This is a genomic window from Noviherbaspirillum pedocola (assembly GCF_016632335.1).
GTDB lineage: Bacteria > Pseudomonadota > Gammaproteobacteria > Burkholderiales > Burkholderiaceae_D > Noviherbaspirillum_A > Noviherbaspirillum_A pedocola.
Map to the genome: position 1 here is coordinate 36,627 of NZ_JAEPBG010000003.1, position 13,191 is coordinate 49,817.

Consider the following 13,191-nt stretch of genomic DNA (forward strand, 5'->3'; position numbering starts at 1 on the left):
GGTTGCCTCCTCGCGGTCGGCGATAAGTAAAAATAAGGATGGACCCGCAGCCCCTACTTACTCGGCAAATCGGCGTTCATCGGTTTCGGACTCTATTTGCATTGCTGTTCCATCATCTCAAAGTGCCTTTGCCGCATTTCCGGCGTCATGTTTTTCATGTACTGGTTCATCATTGCGCTGCGGTCCTGCGGCGTCGCGTTCTTCATTTTTTCATGCAGGTCGCACATGGATTTCATATCCATTTGGCTGCCTTGGCCCATCATTCCGCCTTGTCCGCCGCCCATCATCCCGCCTTGACCGCCGCCCATCATTCCACCTTGTCCGCCGCCCATCATTCCACCTTGGCCACCACCCATCATTCCACCTTGGCCACCACCCATCATCCCGCCTTGTCCGCCGGCGGCCCCTTGTTCCGGCGTGGCTGAGGGTTGTGCGGCAACACCTTGTGGGTGATGTGCCTGGTGTTCCTCTTGTGTTATGCCGCTTTGTGACGGCGTTTCCCGGGTTTGTTGCTGAGTCGCGGCACATCCTGCAAGTGCCGTCGCTGTGAGAAGGATGGCTATCAACGAGCTTGCTTTTTGCGATATGAGTTTCATTTGTGGCTCCCTAGAAACGGTAAATGACGGCAGGCATATTGCGATGCGCTGGGGTGCGCATACGGTGTTGAGAATGCAAATTTATCCTATTAACCCGCTTGCCAAATTTGATTGATATGAATCAAATTTGGCCGGAACGCTGAAAAGTAGTGGCCCACGGCTTACCTTTCAGAACAAATGCACCTTGCCGTGTACCAGCTGTTCTGTCAGCTTGTTGAGCTGAGAAAAATACTGGTTCGTCATTTCCTCGATGCGTCTGGTCGTCTGCATGCCCAGCAGCATGTCCTTACGGACCACCTCTACCTCAACCAGCTGAGGAAGGTTGATGGGCTGTCCGATGCACGAAACAATCTGAACATTCGCTTCCAAGACGCAGGGTGCGCGCGATACCAATTCTCTTGCTATCTGGTCCGCGAGAACGTTGTAGATTTTGCCGACGTGGGTCACAGGGCATTTTCCAGCAGCGGCCTCAAGGGACATTGGTCGCGACGGCGTAATTAGGCGGCTAACGCGATTGCCACGTCCGACTTGGCCGTCGTCCCCGTGTTCTGCGCTCAGTCCACTAACGGTAAGGTAAATACCACTCTCATCCTTGGACGCCGGGTCGTCAAGCGCGTTGAGACGGAGTGTTGCTGGGCAACCGAGTCGGTCAAGCAGCCACGCAGACATCGCATCCTTCATTGAGAAATAGTCACTGCAGCTTTCAACGTGCCGGTCTGTAACAGCCAGCGCAATCGTCAGGTTGACTTGCTCATCGAAGCGCACTCCCATCACCTTGAAGTCATCTCCGGCCACTGGGAATTCTTGGCGGAACAATGAAGAGCAGACCAATGAAGCAGTGTCGAGAACAGATTGTTCGAGCGAAGAGTACGGGGCAAAGCCTACGCCGAATGAGGTGTCGTTGGCCAAGGGCAGCTTGCCGGGCGCCGGCATGACACGGTCCAGGTTGGGGCTGGTGGTCCGAACTGCGGATTCGATGGCGAACATGTCAATCGGACACCGGAGGGTTGTCGTCAAGTACTTCTTTGCCGCCGTGCAAACGACTTCTGACACGTCATCCTTCCCCGGAAGGGAAGCGGCCCGGCCGGCAACAATCAAGCGGACTTTCGCCGTTATTTCACCGCCGCCAAACTTGGGCTTGCTTTGGCCGCCAATCAGTAACGCCTTGTCGACGTTGTGGTGGCGAATCTCGCCATAGGTTTGCAGGTAGGCGGCGCATAGCGCGCGCGATACGGCTTCAGCGACGCCATCGCAGATGGTGTCGGGATGCCCAACCCCTTTATGTTCGCAAATTTCGCTGGGCAACTCCGCGTGCGGAGACTTCGAGAGCGTTACCCTGATATCCGATTGGCCCACCATCACGGTTCTCCAATACGTTCCATATCTGGATTTGCATAATCAACCTTGGCCTGGCGACGGGGCGATGTGAACCGCTCCATCGCGTTGCCGTCGGACAGCAGCGCTTATTGTTACCAGGTAACCGCTCTCACTAACTGCCGACTCTCCTTTTAGGATTCGATACCACTGTAGACCTTTCTGCAATGGGAAGGTCAAGTACTCGATGAAGAAATCGGCGCGTAGTCCTCCGGAAATTACTGTTGCTTTTCTAGTTGGGTCACCGTCAGTTGGCCGTTCGGCTCCTCAGCGACGAAGTGAATTTTGTCGCCAACCTTCACTTGGTCGAGCATGCCGGCGTCCTTGACGCGAAAGACCATCGTCATTCCGTCCATGCCTAGGTTCTTGAGGGGGCCATGCTTTATGGTCATCTTGCCGGCGCTCTTGTCGACCTTCTTCACTTCTCCCGACGACATCGACGCATCCGCATTCGCAGTGCTTGGTGCGGACTCGGCGTAGACAGCGGTTGCTGACGACAGAACGAGGGAGGCGGCGAGTACAGCTTTTACGAGGGATTTCATATGGATTCCTTTGCTGAGATTCATAACGAAGTAGATGTATGGAAAATGGGTTATGGGTACGTCAGGCAGATGGTGGAGCGCTATTGGTCAGAACCGCTGCTGCAGCGATGACAAGTAGTAAGGCGACGGATTCGATACGCAGAACCGTGACCACCATGCGAAGCCCACGGTTTGCCTTTTCTGCCGAGGACGTCTGCGAAAGAGCAGCCGGCAGGCCAAAGAACTTGTTGAAGCCACCGAGTGCTATCGAGACCAAGACGAAGCAGAGCTTGAACCCGAGGACATGCCCATAGTCGGCGTCCAGAAGGTCACGTGGGCTAGCAAGCACCCGGTAGGAGTTGTAGGCGCCGGTGGCCAGGATGCCGACCAAGGCGGCGGCTGCCCAATTTGACATCGACTTCAGGAAGGCAGCCCGCTCCAGAGACGGGGCCAACTCACTGGCCAGCATGCGGGGAACGACAAGCCAGCCCGCAACGAAAACAATGCCGGCCCAAAGTGACATGCACAGCAAGTGCAGCCACTCCACCAGAAGGGCGACGCTCAGGAATCCCTGTTCAAACGCGTGTCCGATAGTGACGCGAGCGGCAAACACAAGCAGCAGTAAGACTCCGATGCTTCCAACATAGCGCATGCCATTGCCAGATTGGCGTAAAGCCCAGTGGGCCAGCATGGCAACGGTGAGCAAGACGGCCGCGGCAACGCCTGCATGCCCGTAATGCGTCGACGTGAGCATCTCCTTGCAGGCGGGCCAGGCGGACAGCCAGGGAACATCTCCCATGGCTGACGATTCCGACCACAGCGACAGCAGGATACCGACCGCGCAGGCGACGAGGCCAGCCAGCATGGCGGGTGACAGCAGTCGCACTGCAGCCTTTTGCCAAGCCACCGTATGCTTCATCAGCCACAGCCGGGATGCCAGTACACCGGCTACCCAGGCAAGGCTGACGTTAATCAGCACCGTCGACGCGGTTTGCGGAAGCGTTGAGTCCATTCCTTACTTCACGGTGAAGGAGTAGTCGCCCTTGCGACGGTGGCCGTCATGGCCGACGGCGACGTATTCCACCTTGTACTGGCCCGGCGTCAGCGCGGGTACGGCCAACTTCATGACGGAATGGTCGGTCGCATCCAGAGTCGCCTTCTGCGTTGTGACTTCCTTGCCCGTACTGTCAACGAGCTTGGCATTGCTGAAAGCGGATTCCAGGTGCTCATTGAACTGAAGCGTGACTTCCTTCGGGGAGGAGGTCACTTCGGCGTCCTTCGCCGGTGTCGCGCTCTGGAGCGTGGCGTGCGCCCAAGCCGAGGACCCGGCCATGGCAGTCGCCGCGAACAGCATGGATAGAGCGTATTTTCGTACTGCTTTCATCTAAAAAACTCCTGTTACGGGTGAGGGTTAATGCTTATGTCCTTCTGGTTTGCGGACATTCAGTTCGACTCCCGGGGTGGAAGTGCTTGCCTGGGGAGCTTTGGGGGCCGTTGGGACGTCGCCCGTCCATTCGTAGGCGACGGTGCCCTTGGGATGCTTGTACCAACCGGGGTCCGAATAGTCCCCGGGCTTTTGGTCCTTCCGAACCTTCACGGTGGTGAACATGCCGCCCATCTCGACATTGCCGAACGGGCCTTCGCCGGTCATCATCGGCAGCGTGTTGTCCGGCAACGGCATCTCCATGCCATCCATGGCGCCACCTTTCTCGCCCATGGCCATGTAGTCGGGGACGAGCTTGTTGATTCGCTGAGCGATGCCTTTCTGGTCGACGCCTATCATGGTCGGCACGGTGTGACCCATTGCATTCATCGTGTGATGCGACTTGTGGCAGTGGAAGGGCCAGTCGCCGGGCTCGTCGGCGATGAACTCCAGCGCGCGCATCTGGCCAACACCAATGTCCATGGTCACCTCCGGCCAGCGTGCTTCCGGACGAATCCATCCTCCGTCAGTCCCGGTTATAAAAAACTCGTGTCCATGCAGATGGAACGGGTGGTTCGTCATCGTCAGATTGCCCATGCGGATGCGCACCCGGTCCCCCTGGCGCACATTCATTGAGTCAATACCGGGGAACACGCGGGTATTGATGGTCCACAGGTTGAACTCGAGCATGGTGTTGACCTTGGGCGTGTAGCTGCCCGGCTCGATGTCGTAATTCCCGAGCAGGAAGACGAAGTCGCGCTCCACGCGCATGAAGTCCGGATTCTTCGGATGCGTGACCCAGAAGCCCATCAGGCCCATCGCCATCTGCACCATCTCATCCGCATGCGGGTGATACATGAAGGTGCCCGGGCGCTTTGCGACGAATTCGTAGACGAAGGTTTTGCCCGGCGGGATGCCGGGCTGGGTCAGACCGGTCACGCCATCCATGCCGTTCGGCAGGCGTTGGCCGTGCCAGTGGATGCTGTGGTGTTCTGGCAGCTTGTTGGTGACGAAGATGCGCACGCGGTCGCCTTCGACGACTTCGATGGTTGGGCCGGGCGACTGACCGTTGTAGCCCCACAGGTTGGCCTTCATGCCGGGTGCGATTTCACGCACCACTGGTTCAGCCACAAGGTGGAATTCCTTGATGCCATTGTTCATCCGCCATGGCAGCGACCAGCCATTTAGCGTTACCACCGGGTGGTATGGGCGGCCGTTAGGCGGGGACAGCGGCGCCTGGGTAGCCGCGTTGTTCATCGATACGGCTTCGGGCAACGAGGCGGCGCCGACGCGGCTGACAATACCGGCACCGACCATGGTAGCCGCTCCAGTGAGGAAATTTCTACGTGAAACCATTGCTAATCCCTTCTAGTCTTGTGCCTGTGCTTGCCCGGAAGCCGAGCTGCTTATTGAAGTCGAGCCGCCGACGCCGTTGCCATTGATGGCCGCTTCGAGGTTGGTCTCTGCTATCCAGAAATCTCGTTGGGCCTGGATGGCGCCATTGACGCTGCCGACCTGAGAACGGGCGTCCGTAAGCAGCTCAAACACGCTGGCCAGCATGCCGTTGTAGCGGAGCAGAACTTCGTCGGAAATCCGCTTGCGCAGAGGGACAACTTCGTCGCGATAGTGCTTGGCAATGTCGTAGCTGGTTCGATATGCGGAGTAGGCTTCCCGGACTTCCGAGCGGGCGCGGACGGCGGTGTCCGCCGTTCTTTGCACGGCTTGCATGTAAGTCGCCTCGGCGCGGGCAGTGCGGGCGCTGCCCCAGTCGAAAATCGGCAGTTCCAGCGAAATCTCGTAGCCGTTCTCGCGCGGAGCGCCGGTCTGGCTCTTGTTGATGTAGCCGGCCTCGAACACGTTGATGAAGCGTGTTGCCTTGGTCAGTCCCAGCGCACTGGCGGTGGCTTCCGTGCTGCGTTTGGCCGTCTGCACGTCAAGGCGCTGCTGCATGGCCCGCGTTTCGATGTCGGTTACTTCGTTTGGCGCCTTGGGCAGGTCTGGCAGACGGTCGGGGATTTTGTAGTCGGTTGCAGCCGTGCCCCATAAGCCAAGCAGGCGGGTGAGCTGCTCGCGCGCGGCTACGGCGTTGTGTCGGGCACGGGCGAGCTGAGTGGTCGCATCCGCATAAAAAGCTTGTTCGCGTGCTTGGTCGAGCTTGCTCCAGTTGCCGACGTGGCTCATGCGTTGCGCGAGTTCGGCGCTGGCCTGGGCCGCATTGGCTACTTGCTCAGCATATTGCACCGACTGCTGGGCGGCGACGGCATTGAAATAAGCTCGTCGGGTGTCGGCCGCCAGCTGCACCGCCTGAGCAGCCGCAAAAAGCTTCGCCTGCTCGAAGCGTCGGCTTTCGATGCCGGTGCGCGCCGGCAGTGTCAGCAAGCCAATGAAGTCGAACATGACGCTGCGGTCGATTTCGATGTCGTCACCGCCGCGTAGGCGGGAAAAGGAAAATCCCGGATTTCTGAGTCGACCGGCCTGGACCAGATTCGCTTCGGCGATGCCCAGTTCGGCGAAGGAGGCTTGGAGCCCCTTGTTGTTGGCCAAGGCAATCTGGACTGCGGAGTCCGGAGTGAGCGGTTTTTGCAGAAGCTGGTTCACCGTTTGCTGGACTTCGGCAACGTCGTCGGCTGACTTCTCGCGCTGCACCGTTTGTCCGGTGCGCGCCTTGGTCATGGCGGACACTGAATCCAGTCCGCCATCCTTCGAAAACGTTGCGCAGCCCGTCAGAATGAAGGCTGACAACGCAATGGCCAGCGGGTTTGCCAGGACCAATTTTTGTTTGATGGGCATACTGTTCCCTTAGTGATGGTGGCTGCTATGGCTCGCTTCGGGAGCCGGCTGCGAAGCGCTCGAATTCGTTGTGGTGGCTTCATTGCTCATGCCGGGCATCGCCATATGGCTGCCATGAGCAGCATGCGGGTCATTTTGAGAAGTGCCCGAGGCCGCCTTAGGGGAGTGATGGTCCATGCCAGGCATGGCCATGCCGCCATGGCCGGCATGCGTACCCTGACTTGCGACTTCCTCATTGGCAGAACGCCATGCAGTATCCGGGGTGGCCTGCTCTTCAGGAGAAGCCTGATAGGTTTTGAATGCCGAAACGTAGCTGGACGCCGGCACTGGAGCGCCAGGGTCTGCCGGGTTGGCTTGTTGAACTTGTTGCGCGATAGCGACCGCTGGCAGCAATGCCATGATGGCCACCTTGGGCCAATATGCAAACGACATGATTACCTCGAAATCGATGGGGCAGGCGTGCGAACACGCGCGAACCGTACCGAGGCTGAGAAGCTGGACGAACTCCGTCCAGCGTACTTAGCTCAGTACGCGATTAAGCGGTAATGCGTTTGGGAGGACGTTCAAGGCCGGCCGGGATGAATCCGGTGACCAATGGAGATGGGGGGAGAACTACAGCGAAAGAGTCGGCGCGGGTTGGACTCAGAAGCAAAGCAGAGGGCGGAGCGACAGCGCCCACGCAGCAGCTTGCACACGCGCTGCAGGTGGTGTGCTTGTGCTTGGTGCCGTGCGAATGGTCTGTTGACGTATGAGACATTATCGCCGCATGTACGTCATCAATGGCGTACTGAGACATCGCCTTGTCATCGTGACCATGAGTAGCCATCGCTGTTGCTGGTGAAGCGCCGTGCTCCTCAGGACTGCATGCCGACTGCGCTACGGCTGCCATCGCTTGGAAGGGCAGCGCAGCCATCAATAGCCAGAGCAGCAATGTCTTGAGGAGACGGGTCATTTCGCTAGTTTAACATTCCATGAAACATTTTTCTTGCAACGCCGGTATGGATTCTCGGGCTTCCCACTGAAGGAAGGTCAAGGACATTCTTCGACCGGCTAGAGTCCAGAAGAGTTCCGATATGGAATATTGTCCATGTGCAGTAAGCAAGGACGTCACTTCCACTTTGTTCCAAAACTGCTAGTGTTTATGCCGGTGATGGATATCCGGAACATGCACATGACTATGGGTGAGGGGCTCATGCTGATGCAGATGAACATGCGGCTCCTGCCCGTCCCAAGGGAAATCATGTTGATGCTGGTGATGCTCGTCATGCGTATGCGGGTGCGCATGAGACATTGGTTCATGGGTATGAACATGTTCGTGCTTCTCGGTCAGGTGCAACCAGATTCCTGCTCCCATCAAGGCGCCCGCGACCCAGAAGCCAGCGCCGGGCTCCTCACGTAGCAACACCAGTGAAATCGCAGCGCCGACAAACGGCGCGATGGAGAAATAAGCTCCCGTCCTGGCAGTGCCGAGATTGCGCAGGGCCAGGACGAAGAAAACGAGACTAAGGCCGTAGCCGCAGAAGCCGACAACGCCCGCAAGAAGCGCGCTACCCACGGCTGGAAGGGCCATCCCAAGGGCTAGACCGATACTCAGATTGACCGCGCCGGCGACGAGCCCTTTGACTCCGGCAATCTGCACCGCGTCGCTTGCCGATATCTTGCGGGTCAGATTGTTATCGATTGCCCAGCATAGACAAGCACCGACGATGGCAATGGCTCCCCAGGGGACGCCGAATTCCGGGCGCTGCTCCCAAGAGAGGACGCCGCCGCCAATCACAATCAAGACCATGCCGATGAAAATCCGGCGGTCGAAGTTTTCTTTGAAGACGAACCAGGCTAGTAGCGAAGTCAGCACGCCTTCCATGTTGAGCAGGAGGGATGCAGAGGAGCCCGGCGTCAGCGTCAGGCCGAGCATAAGGAGGACAGGCCCTGCGATGCCGCCGAAGAGTATGGCGCTCGCCAGCCAAGGGGCATCCTTCTTGGTCAAATGCGAGCTCTTATCGGTCAGTGAAGGTGCTGTAAAAGCACGAAAGGCAAACCATATAAGGAGGCCGAGGCCGCTGCCGAGGTACAGTAGCCCGGCCAAGGTGACAGGTGCCACCTGGCCAACCAAAATTTTGGCGAAGGGTGTGCTCGCACCGAACGTGAAGGCAGCGAGGAAGGCGTATATAGCTCCAGAAAACATTTTTCAGACCACGTGTGAAGGGGCTAGCTCGCAGGGATGATTTACATCACCTGTTTCGAATTGCATCGTGGCATGTTGAATGGAAAAACGCTTACGCAATTCGAAGGCGATTTCGTTGCGTTTACCGTCTCCCGGATAGCCAAGCGGGAAAACCAAGTGGGCAGTCAGAGCGGTTTCCGTCGTGCTCATTCCCCAAATATGCAAGTCATGGACGTCTGTAACCCCGTCAATAGAGGCAAGATAAGCTTGCACTTCCACCGTGTCGATGCCTTCCGGAACCGCATGTAGCGCCAGGTTAATAGAATCCGTTAATAAGCCCCACGTACCCACTATGACTACTAAAGAAATCACCAAGCTCGTTAGCGGGTCTAGCCAATGCCACCCGGTGTACATAATGGCAAACCCGGCGGCAACTACACCTAACGCAATTGCCGCATCTCCCATCATATGAGTGAACGCAGCACGGACATTCAAATCACCTTTTCGACCTGCCATAAATAGAAACGCGGTCGCCAAATTGATAGCCACGCCAATGGCAGCGACGACGATAACGGTTCTGCTTTCGACGTTATCCGGATGTTGGAATCGTAAGATGGCTTCCCATGCGATACCACCAGTAACAAGTAAGAGCAATGCAGCATTGATGAGTGCGGCCAGGATAGAACTGCTTCGCAAACCGTAGGTGAAGCGCATCGTCGGAGCCTTTTTGACCAGAATGCTCGCTCCCCATGCCAGAAGAAGACCAAGGACATCGCTCAAATTGTGACCGGCGTCTGCCACAAGGGCGAGGGAGTGGCCGAGAATGCCATACACAACTTCGGCGACAACGAAGCTGGTATTTAAAAGAACGCCGATGAGAAAGGCTTTGCCGAAATCCTTGGGTGCATGTACGTGCACATGGCCATGACCATGGTCGTGCTCATGGTCATGGTCATGTTGAAGCTCATTCTCTTGGGCGTCCTGTTGGTGGCGATGTTGCTGCGCGTGCGAGTTGATGTCGTCAGTAGTCATTTGATGGCTTTGAAATTATGGATGGATTCTGCATATGATTGCGGCGCTCCGTTAGTGCGGCATCCGACAGAGCGAAGCCCGTTCAGCGTTGTTAAAGAGGGTTTTAGGACGGAACGAGCTTCTCTTTTTTAAGGGCTTCAGTCTTTTCCTCAGCGTCTTTTCTATAGGCCAGACGGTATAGCAGTGGCAAAACGAGCAGTGTGAGCGCTGTAGAGGACAGGATGCCGCCGATGACTACTGTGGCCAGCGGCCGCTGCACTTCTGCGCCGGTGCCAGTGGCCAGGGCCATCGGGATGAAGCCCAGCGATGCCACCAGGGCCGTCATCAACACCGGGCGCAGCCGAGTCAACGCACCCTCGCGGATAGCGTCGTCCAGCGAGCGACCATCTTCACGCAAATGGTGAATCGAGGAAATCAGGACCAAGCCGTTTAGCACGGCTACGCCCGACAGCGCAATGAAGCCGACGGCTGCGGAAATGGAGAGGGGGATGCCACGCAACCATAAGGCCACGATGCCTCCGGTAAGAGCGAAAGGAATACCAGTGAAGACAAGCAAGCCGCTTTTCAGGTTTCCGAACATCATGAACAGCAGGGTGAAAATTAGCGCCAGCGCAACGGGCACGACTATCTGCAGACGCTGCGTCGCGGACTGTAATTGTTCGAACTGTCCACCCCAACTGGTCCAGTACCCGGCAGGAATTTTCACTTGCTCGGCAATGGCTTTCTCCGCGTCGGCGACAAAGGAGCCAATGTCGCGGCCGCGGACATTGGCGCTGACCACCACGCGCCGCTTGCCATCTTCCCGGCTTACCTGATTCGGCCCCGGCGCGATATCCAGGTTTGCCACTTCCGCCAAGGGGATATAGCTTTGCCGACCGTTGCTGCCATCGGCGCGCGGCAGTGAAATCGGCAGCCGCTTCATCGCATCGAGGTCACTGCGCAGGCTCTCGGGCAGCCGGACCACGATATCGAAGCGGCGGTCGCCCTGGAACAAGGTTCCAGATTCCTTGCCGCCGATGGCGGTGGCAACCGTATCCTGCACATCGGCCACGTTCAGGCCATAGCGTGCAGTTTTGTCCCGGTCGATATGGACTGTCAGCATCGGCAAGCCGGTGGTCTGCTCAACCTTGACCTCCGTAGCGCCAGGCACCTTGGCAAGCACCTCGGAAATTTTCGCAGCGGTACCGTTGAGCACGTCCATGTCGTCGCCGAAGAGCTTGACTGCGACGTCGCTGCGTACGCCGGAAATCAGTTCGTTGAAGCGCAGCTGAATAGGCTGCGAAAACTCATACGCATTGCCCGGCACTTTTTCGGCGGTCTCCTGGATGGCAGCCAAAAGCTCGTCATGCGACTTGCGCGGCTCCGGCCACTGGTCTTCGGGCTTGAGCATGATGTAGCCGTCGGAGATGTTCGGCGGCATCGGGTCGGACGCAATCTCGGAGGTGCCAGTGCGCGCAAAGACACGCTGGATTTCCGGGTGCTTTTCCTTCAGTGTCCGCTCCAGCTGCTCCTGCATGACGATGGACTGCGTCAGGCTCGTGCCGGGGATACGCAGCGCCTGCATGGCGATGTCGCCTTCGTTCAAGCTCGGGATGAATTCGCTGCCCATGCGGCTGGCCAGCAGCCCGGACAGTACGACCGTGACGACGGCAAACACCAAGACGACCGGCTTGTTCGCCATCGCCAGGTCGAACAGTGGTGTATAGGCACGCTTAGCGCCTTGCACTAAGGCGTTTTCCTTCTCGTCTACCTTCGTGCCGATGAACGTGGCAACCGCTGCCGGAACAAGGGTGAAGGAGAGCAACATGGCGCCCAGGAGTGCCATGACCACGGTGATGGCCATCGGGTGGAACATGCGGCCTTCCACACCGGCCAAGGCAAAGATAGGCAGGTACACGACCATGATGATGAGCTGGCCGAACAGCAGTGGGCGGCGCACTTCTTTCGCGGCGGCAAATACCTCGTGGAAGCGCTCGGTACGGGTCAGCGGCCGGCCATGATGGGCCTGCGCATGGGCTAGGCGCCGGATACAGCCTTCCGCGATGACGACCGCACCATCGACGACGATGCCGAAGTCCAGAGCCCCGAGGCTGAGTAGGTTGGCACTGACCTTGTAGGCGACCATGCCGCTGAAGGTAAACAGCAGCGACAACGGTATGACCATCGCCGTGATGACCGCAGCGCGGATATTGCCGAGGAATAGGAACAGGATGGCAATCACCAAAACCGCGCCCTCGAGCAGGTTCTTCTTGACTGTATGGATAGCCTTATCGACCAGCACCGTGCGGTCATACACCGGGACAGCCCCGACGCCCTCCGGCAGCGTGCGGTTGATTTGCTTCAGCTTGGCATCGACGGCCTGCGACACCGCGCGACTGTTCTGGCCAATCAGCATGAATACCGTGCCCAGCACGACTTCCCGGCCGTCCTCGGTGGCGGCGCCAGTGCGCAGCTCGCGCCCGATATCGACGTCGGCGACGTCGCGAATCCGTATCGGGATGCCGTCGACATTGCTGACGACGATGTTGCCGATGTCGGCGATGGTCTGCACCTGCCCGGGAGTGCGCACCAGCAGCTGCTCGCCACGTTTTTCGATATAGCCGGCGCCGGCATTGCTGTTGTTGCGGTCCAGGGCGGTGGTGAGGTCCGCGAGAGTGAGCCCATGCGAGGCGAGTTTTTCCGGGTCGGGTGCGACCTGGTATTCCTTTGCATAGCCGCCGATGGAATTGATTTCGGTGACGCCCGACACGTTGCGCAGCTGCGGCTTGATAATCCAGTCCTGTATTTCACGCAGGTCCGTGGGCGAATACGGCGTGCCGTCCGGTTTCTTCGCCCCCTTTTTGGCCTCCACGGTCCACAGGTAGATTTCTCCGAGACCGGTGGAAATCGGGCCCATGACTGGCGTAACTCCGGCAGGCAGGCGTTCCTTGGCTTCCTGAATGCGCTCGTTGACCAATTGGCGGGCGAAGTAGATGTCAGTCCTGTCCTTGAAGACCACTGTCACCTGCGACAGTCCATAGCGGGACAGCGACCGCGTCTGCTCGAGATTCGGCAGGCCGGCCATCACTGTCTCGATGGGGAAGGTAATGCGCTGTTCCGCCTCCAACGGCGAGTAGCCGGGCGCCCCCGTGTTGATTTGCACCTGAACGTTGGTGATGTCGGGTAGCGCTTCGAGTGCAAGATTCTTCTGGTAATTGTAGATGCCGGCGACGGCCATCGCGAAGACGGCAAGGAAAATCAGCCAGCGCTGCTCGAGGGAGAATCGAATGATGCGGTCAAACATGGCGATGT

The 13,191-nt window shown here is 58.2% G+C and carries 11 protein-coding genes; all 11 read right to left on the minus strand.

The window, feature by feature from the left end:
* Positions 1 to 92 precede the first annotated feature (92 nt).
* Positions 93 to 596 (minus strand): hypothetical protein, encoded by a 504-nt coding sequence (locus JJB74_RS08535; protein WP_200591432.1) that lies wholly within the window; start codon positions 594 to 596, stop codon positions 93 to 95.
* 168 nt (positions 597 to 764) lie between these two features.
* Positions 765 to 1,955, minus strand: coding sequence for a methionine adenosyltransferase (locus JJB74_RS08540; protein WP_200591433.1), 1,191 nt, complete (start codon positions 1,953 to 1,955; stop codon positions 765 to 767).
* Between the two features lie 233 nt (positions 1,956 to 2,188).
* Positions 2,189 to 2,512 carry a copper-binding protein gene (locus tag JJB74_RS08545; protein ID WP_200591434.1) on the minus strand — a complete coding sequence of 108 codons (324 nt, stop codon included), beginning with the start codon at positions 2,510 to 2,512 and terminating at the stop codon, positions 2,189 to 2,191.
* Positions 2,513 to 2,573: 61 nt separating this feature from the next.
* Positions 2,574 to 3,503, minus strand: coding sequence for a copper resistance D family protein (locus JJB74_RS08550; RefSeq protein ID WP_200591435.1), 930 nt, complete (start codon positions 3,501 to 3,503; stop codon positions 2,574 to 2,576).
* A 3-nt stretch (positions 3,504 to 3,506) separates the two neighbouring features.
* Positions 3,507 to 3,875: a copper homeostasis periplasmic binding protein CopC gene (copC, locus tag JJB74_RS08555; RefSeq protein ID WP_234484069.1), complete on the minus strand. Its 369-nt coding sequence runs from the start codon at positions 3,873 to 3,875 to the stop codon at positions 3,507 to 3,509.
* 27 nt (positions 3,876 to 3,902) lie between these two features.
* The gene (locus JJB74_RS08560; protein ID WP_200591436.1) at positions 3,903 to 5,270 is read right to left on the minus strand and encodes a multicopper oxidase family protein; all 1,368 of its coding nucleotides are present in this window, start codon (positions 5,268 to 5,270) and stop codon (positions 3,903 to 3,905) included.
* 12 nt (positions 5,271 to 5,282) lie between these two features.
* Complete coding sequence (locus tag JJB74_RS08565; RefSeq protein WP_234484070.1) at positions 5,283 to 6,704, minus strand: TolC family protein; 1,422 nt, start codon at positions 6,702 to 6,704, stop codon at positions 5,283 to 5,285.
* Positions 6,705 to 6,713: 9 nt separating this feature from the next.
* On the minus strand, positions 6,714 to 7,103 hold the full coding sequence (locus JJB74_RS08570; protein ID WP_200591437.1) for a hypothetical protein: 390 nt from the start codon (positions 7,101 to 7,103) through the stop codon (positions 6,714 to 6,716).
* A 733-nt stretch (positions 7,104 to 7,836) separates the two neighbouring features.
* Positions 7,837 to 8,889, minus strand: a complete 1,053-nt coding sequence (locus JJB74_RS08575) for a DMT family transporter (RefSeq protein WP_200591438.1) — start codon at positions 8,887 to 8,889, stop codon at positions 7,837 to 7,839.
* A 3-nt stretch (positions 8,890 to 8,892) separates the two neighbouring features.
* The gene (locus tag JJB74_RS08580) at positions 8,893 to 9,900 is read right to left on the minus strand and encodes a cation diffusion facilitator family transporter (RefSeq protein WP_200591439.1); all 1,008 of its coding nucleotides are present in this window, start codon (positions 9,898 to 9,900) and stop codon (positions 8,893 to 8,895) included.
* A gap of 103 nt (positions 9,901 to 10,003) precedes the next feature.
* Positions 10,004 to 13,183, minus strand: a complete 3,180-nt coding sequence (locus tag JJB74_RS08585; protein ID WP_200591440.1) for an efflux RND transporter permease subunit — start codon at positions 13,181 to 13,183, stop codon at positions 10,004 to 10,006.
* Positions 13,184 to 13,191: the final 8 nt, after the last annotated feature.